Here is a 5,354-nt window from a genome sequence, read left to right on the forward strand (position 1 = left end):
CGTGTCCGGAAACAAGCTCCTCGACACCGTCGGCCGGACCCGTCGGCTGCTCGGCGTCAACCGCTCCGGCGCCGAGTTCATGTGCGTCCAGGGCCGCGGCATCTGGGACGGCCCCGTCGACGACGCGGCGATCAGGGCGATCGCCGACTGGAAGGCCAACGCCGTGCGCATCCCGCTCAACGAGGAGTGCTGGCTGGGACTCTCCAACGTCAAGCCCGAGTACGCGGGCGCCAACTACATCAACGCCGTCAAGGACCTGGTCGCCCGCATCGAGGCACACGGCATGACACCGATCCTCGATCTCCACTGGACCTACGGCCAGTACACCGGCAACTCCGCGGGCTGCCCCGACGTGCACGCCACCTGCCAGAAACCGATGCCCGACATGCAGTACAGCCAGTCGTTCTGGTCCTCGGTGGCGAACACCTTCAAGGACGACCAGGCCACCGTGTTCGACCTGTTCAACGAGCCGTACGCGGACCGGGCGACGTCCCAGGCCTGGCAGTGCTGGAAGGACGGCGGCAACTGCCCCGGCATCGGATACGAGGTCGCCGGCATGCAGGACCTCGTCGACGCCGTACGCGGCACCGGCGCCAAGAACGTCGTCATGGCGGGCGGGCTCGCGTACTCGAACGACTTGAGCCAGTGGCTCACGTACCGGCCGGCCGACCCGACCGGCAATCTCGTCGCCGCCTGGCACGTCTACAACTTCAACTCCTGTGCGAACGAGGGATGCTGGAACTCCACCCTCGCCCCGGTCGCGGCCCAGGTGCCGCTGGTGGCCGGGGAGATCGGTGAGAACACCTGCTCGCACGGGTTCGTCGACCAGGTCATGAAGTGGTTCGACGACCACAACCAGTCCTACCTCGGCTGGGCCTGGAACACCTGGGACTGTTCCTCCGGCCCGTCCCTGATCTCCGGCTACGACGGCACGCCCACCGCGTTCGGGCTCGGCGTGCGCGACCACCTGCGCGCGGTCAACCCGTAATCCCCGACGGAACCCCGATCGAGAGGGAACACGCACTCATGAGTCGTACCCGAACAGCGACCCTCGCCGCCCTGGCGCTCGTCGCCGGGGTCGGTGGCACGGCCCTCACCACCGCGGAGGCCGGCGCCGCCGCGTCGGCCGTCCCCTGCGGTGAGCGTCCGCAGGCCTCCCCGGCCACCGGCATCGACGCCTACGTGTGGATCAAGCCGCCGGGCGAGTCCGACGGCTCCATCACCGCCGTCCCGAACGACGAGGGCAAGGGCTTCGACCGCATGGGCGACCCGACGTACACGGGCAACGCCCGCAACGGCAACAACATGTCCGGCGCCCTGCCGAACGCGCCGCTGTCCGGGCACTGGTTCTCCGCCCAGTTCCAGCAGTTGATGCAGAACGCCTACCCGCCGCTCACCTAGCGCGGTGAGCGTCCGCCGGGGCCGGTCCTTCCGGGACGGGCCCCGGCGGATCACGTCCCGCACCGCCCGGTCCGCCCCCGGCCGGCGCCTTGCTGTCACGCATCACACTTTTGCCGTACCGGCAACAGGACTGGCCCGCGCGCGGTGCGTCGGCGCACTCTGGGCGCACCCGGACGAGAGGCTGACCACCATGGCGCATCACCACCACGACCACACCGACATCGACTGGGCGCAGATGGCCGCGCACCTGGAGACGCAGGCGGAGCTGTTCGCGCCCGTCTACGAGCGGGCCATGGCCTGGCTGGCGAAGGAGGTGACCGAGCCGGGGCTGATCGTCGACGCGGGCAGCGGGCCCGGCGTCGTGTCGTGCCTGTTCGCCGAGGCCTTCCCGGGTGCGCGGGTCGTCGCGGTGGACAGCAGCGAGCCGCTCCTCGACCGGGCCCGCGCCCGCGCCGCCCGCCAGGGCGTCGCCGACCGCTTCGGCGTCCTCGCCGGTGAACTCCCCGGTGCGCTGGACGAGTTGGACTACCCCGCCGATCTGCTGTGGGCCAGCCGCAGCCTGCACCACCTCGGCGACCAGCGCGCCGCGCTCGCCGCCTTCGCCGCCCGCCTGGCCCCTGGCGGCACCCTCGCCCTGCTGGAGGGCGGCCTGCCGTCCCGCTTCCTGCCCCGCGACCTCGGCATCGGGCGGCCGGGGCTCCAGCCCCGGCTCGACGTGCTGCAGGAGGAGTGGTTCGCGCAGATGCGGGCGGAGCTGCCGGGTGCCGTCGCCGAGACCGAGGACTGGCCCGCCCTGCTGACGTCCGCCGGCCTGAAGCACACCCGCACCCGCAGCTTCCTGCTGGACCTGCCCGCCCCCGCGTCCGAGCGGGCCCGCGCCTATGTCGCCGCGCAGCTCTCCCGCTTCCGTGACGACCTCGGCGACGCCCTCGACGCCGACGACCGCGCCACGCTCGACCGCCTCCTCGACCCGTCCGACCCGGCGGGCGTGCACCGGCGCCCGGACGTGTTCGTCCTGTCCGCGTACACCGTGCACACGGCGGTACGACCCGTCTGACCGGCCCGCTCAGCAGTACCCCGGCCGTGCGTACACGCTGACGCGCGCGCCCCGCACGGCCACGGTGCCGCACTCCTCGAAGTGCCCGGCCAGCACCCCCCGCTTCGTCCTCTCCCGGGCGGCCGGGTCCAGCGGCTGCCCCGCCGGATCGCGCAGCACGACGATCCGGCGGGCCGCCAGGACACGGGAGCGGATGACGGAGGGGGCGGCCTCGGTGCCGTACAGCGTGCCGGAGTCCGCCGGGCCGCGCTCCAGGGCGAGATCCCGCAGCCCCGATACGGAATCCGGTTCGGCCAGGGACCACACTCGGCGCCGTCCGGGCAGGTACAGAATTCCGTCGGCACCCTTGCCTGCCGTGCGGACGGCCGAGGCGACGGCGGTGACGTCGTCGAGGCGGCTCTGCGGCGTGCGCAGGGACAGGGAGAGCGGCAGCAGCGCGAGGAGGGCGGCCCCGGCGGCGAGCTGCGTCTCGCCACGCCCCATCTCGGCGACCGCGCGGCCGTGTTGGATCCCCGGCGGGCCGCCGCGGCGGTGTGCGCACGGGCCGGGGGCGGCGCGACCCGGGCCGAGTGGCATCGGTTCCTGCCGTCCGTGCCCTACCGCGACACCTGCGTTCCTTGACTTCGAGAGCGCTTCAAGTGATGGAATCCCCGGCGTTCACCGAAACACAGGGGGTTCATCATGACCGACTCTCCGGTCGCGCTCATCACCGGTGGCGGCAGCGGCATCGGCGCCGCCGTCGCCCGGCAGCTGCTGGAGGCCGGGCACCGGGTCGCCGTCACCGGCCGCGGCGAGCGGCGGCTGCGCGACTTCGCCGCCGAACTCGGCGAGCCCGACGGCCTGTTGACCGTCGTGGGGAACACGGCCGAGTACGACGACGTGCGGGCGGCGGTCGACGGCACGCTCAAGGCGTTCGGGCGGCTCGACACCGTGATCGCCAACGCCGGTTCCGCCACCCACGATTCCGTCGCGGAGGGCGACCCGGCCGGCTGGACCGACATGGTGCTGACCAACGTGCTCGGCCCCGCGCTCCTCATCCGGGCGTCGATCGACGCGCTGAAGGAGACCCGGGGCCGGATCGTCCTGGTCGGCAGCGTCGCCGGCTTCGTGCCCACCCCGGGCAACCTCTACGGCGCCACCAAGTGGGCGGTGACCGGTCTCGCCGAGAACACCCGCCGCCAGGTCACCGAATGGGGCGTCGGGGTGACCCTGATCGCGCCGGGCCGGGTGGAGACCCCGTTCTGGGACGGCAACGGACTGCCGCCCGGCCATCTGCTCACCGCCGACCAGATCGCCGACTCGGTCGTGTGGGCCATCCGGCAGCCCGCCGGTGTCGACGTCAACACCGTCGTCGTACGGCCGCTCGGACAGCCCAACTGACCTCCGGACCGGCTCAGTTGTTCCGCAGGAACTGCTGGGCCAGCTGATCCCCGAGAGTCACCGCCGCGCTGTGGCTCTCTATGGGGGACACCTTGGAGTTCTTGAACAGGATGTAGGTCACGCCGGAGTCGACCCCGCCGGTTTCCGGATCGGGGTCGATGCCGAGCGCGTTGGCGGTGGCGTACGAGGCCTCGCCGATGATCTTCGTCGGGCCGGTGTCGCCGACCACGGCGTACTCGACCTTGTTGTTGTAGATGACGGCGACCACGCCGCCGCCCTTGATGCCGGCACTGGAGTAGTTCCAGATGCCGCTGGAGCTGGGCACGACGACATAGGGCAGTGAATCCGCCTTCAGCGGCTTGCCGTTGGACTGGTGGAAGGCGGTGTCGTCCTGGTACCAAGGGTCGGTGTCCTCGTTGCACTTCGAGGTGCGCTGGCCGTCGCAGTCGACGTCCATGTCGGCCTTCCAGAACACGGCACCGTTCTTGCCGCACACGGGAATCGTGGCCGACGTCTCGTCATCGGTCTTGTACTTGCCGTTGGAGATCTGCGAACAGGACGTCACCTTGGCGAGCAGGTCGCCTGCGCTGACCGTGCCCTCCTGCGCGGAGGTTGGGGAAGTGGTGCCGGAGGCGTTGGCGGGGAGCACTCCGGCGGCGAGCAGTGCGGCCCCGGAGGCCGCGGCGAGGGTCAGTGTTCGGATGCGCACTGTGGGGGACCCTTCTGTTAGGAAAGTTTCCTTACCGGGTGGGTTACAAGGTGGCCCCTTTGCGTGGCCCCGTCAAGTCCGGTGGACCGAACGTGCGCACCGTGCGTCGTTTGCGGCCCTCAGTGCCCCAGAGAAGACTGGTCGTAGCGAACATTTCGGATTCCACCCCGGATGTTCACATCCGGCTCCCGGGAGGCGAGGCGGCATGTTCGTACGCACCGTGTACTCGACCGGCGATCCCACGAAGATCGACACGGCCGTCCGGGCCCTGAACACGCAGGGGCGCGACCTGCTCGAAGAGCGCCCCGGATACCGCGGGGCGGGCGTCTTCGTGGATCACCGGCTGGGCAAGCTCTTCGCGGTGAGCTGGTGGGACACCGAGGAGGCCCGGCACAACAGCGACGAGGTGATGCGTGAGCGGCGCTCGTCGCTGCTCGATCCGTTCGCCGGGACCGTGGCGGTCGACAACTACGAGGTGGCGGTCTTCCACGCGATCCAGCATCCGCGGGTGGGCGGCGGACTGCGGCTGACCAGGCTGGAGTTCGATCCCCTGGACGCGGACCTGGTCGCCGACACGTTCCGGGCCACGGAGGTGCCCCGGCTCGAATCCCTCCCGGGGCTGGCCCGGACGTCCCTGTTCGTGGACCGGGAACGCGGGCGCGGCTTGGTCGACACGCTGTTCGTGGACCGCGAGTCGATGGCGGCCACCCGCGCCGCCCAGGCCCCGATCCGCCGCGCGGGCGCGGCCAAGGCTCATGTGACCGTGACCGCGCTGGAGGAGTTCGAGGTCGTACACGCGGACGTGCG

Annotated in this window: 6 protein-coding genes and 1 pseudogene; 5 read left to right on the forward strand and 2 right to left on the reverse strand. The window is 71.3% G+C overall.

Features of this window, described 5'->3' with window-relative positions; translation table 11 throughout:
• From IPZ69_RS46215 to IPZ69_RS46225, 3 genes and pseudogenes are all read left to right on the forward strand, one after another.
• The coding region (locus IPZ69_RS46215) for a glycoside hydrolase family 5 protein (protein WP_235460926.1) at positions 1–988 on the forward strand (988 nt) is incomplete at its 5' end.
• Positions 989–1,122: 134 nt separating this feature from the next.
• Positions 1,123–1,401 (forward strand): annotated as a pseudogene (locus IPZ69_RS46220) (glycoside hydrolase family 6 protein); the annotation flags it as partial.
• Positions 1,402–1,591: 190 nt separating this feature from the next.
• Entirely contained in the window at positions 1,592–2,458 is an 867-nt protein-coding gene (locus IPZ69_RS46225; protein ID WP_235460927.1) for a class I SAM-dependent methyltransferase, read from the forward strand.
• Positions 2,459–2,467: 9 nt separating this feature from the next.
• Here IPZ69_RS46225 and IPZ69_RS46230 read toward each other — a convergent pair whose 3' ends face one another.
• Positions 2,468–2,941 carry a hypothetical protein gene (locus IPZ69_RS46230; RefSeq protein ID WP_235460928.1) on the reverse strand — a complete coding sequence of 158 codons (474 nt, stop codon included), beginning with the start codon at positions 2,939–2,941 and terminating at the stop codon, positions 2,468–2,470.
• 198 nt (positions 2,942–3,139) lie between these two features.
• Here IPZ69_RS46230 and IPZ69_RS46235 point away from each other — a divergent pair, with 198 nt between their 5' ends.
• Complete coding sequence (locus IPZ69_RS46235) at positions 3,140–3,838, forward strand: SDR family oxidoreductase (protein ID WP_235460929.1); 699 nt, start codon at positions 3,140–3,142, stop codon at positions 3,836–3,838.
• A 13-nt stretch (positions 3,839–3,851) separates the two neighbouring features.
• Here IPZ69_RS46235 and IPZ69_RS46240 read toward each other — a convergent pair whose 3' ends face one another.
• Positions 3,852–4,547 carry a glycoside hydrolase family 75 protein gene (locus tag IPZ69_RS46240; protein WP_235460930.1) on the reverse strand — a complete coding sequence of 232 codons (696 nt, stop codon included), beginning with the start codon at positions 4,545–4,547 and terminating at the stop codon, positions 3,852–3,854.
• A gap of 205 nt (positions 4,548–4,752) precedes the next feature.
• Here IPZ69_RS46240 and IPZ69_RS46245 point away from each other — a divergent pair.
• Positions 4,753–5,354, forward strand: a 602-nt coding sequence (locus IPZ69_RS46245; protein WP_235460931.1) for a hypothetical protein, incomplete at its 3' end; no start/stop codon positions are given.

Origin of the sequence: Streptomyces olivochromogenes (genome assembly GCF_021538895.1) — a bacterium.
Lineage (GTDB): Bacteria > Actinomycetota > Actinomycetes > Streptomycetales > Streptomycetaceae > Streptomyces > Streptomyces olivochromogenes_A.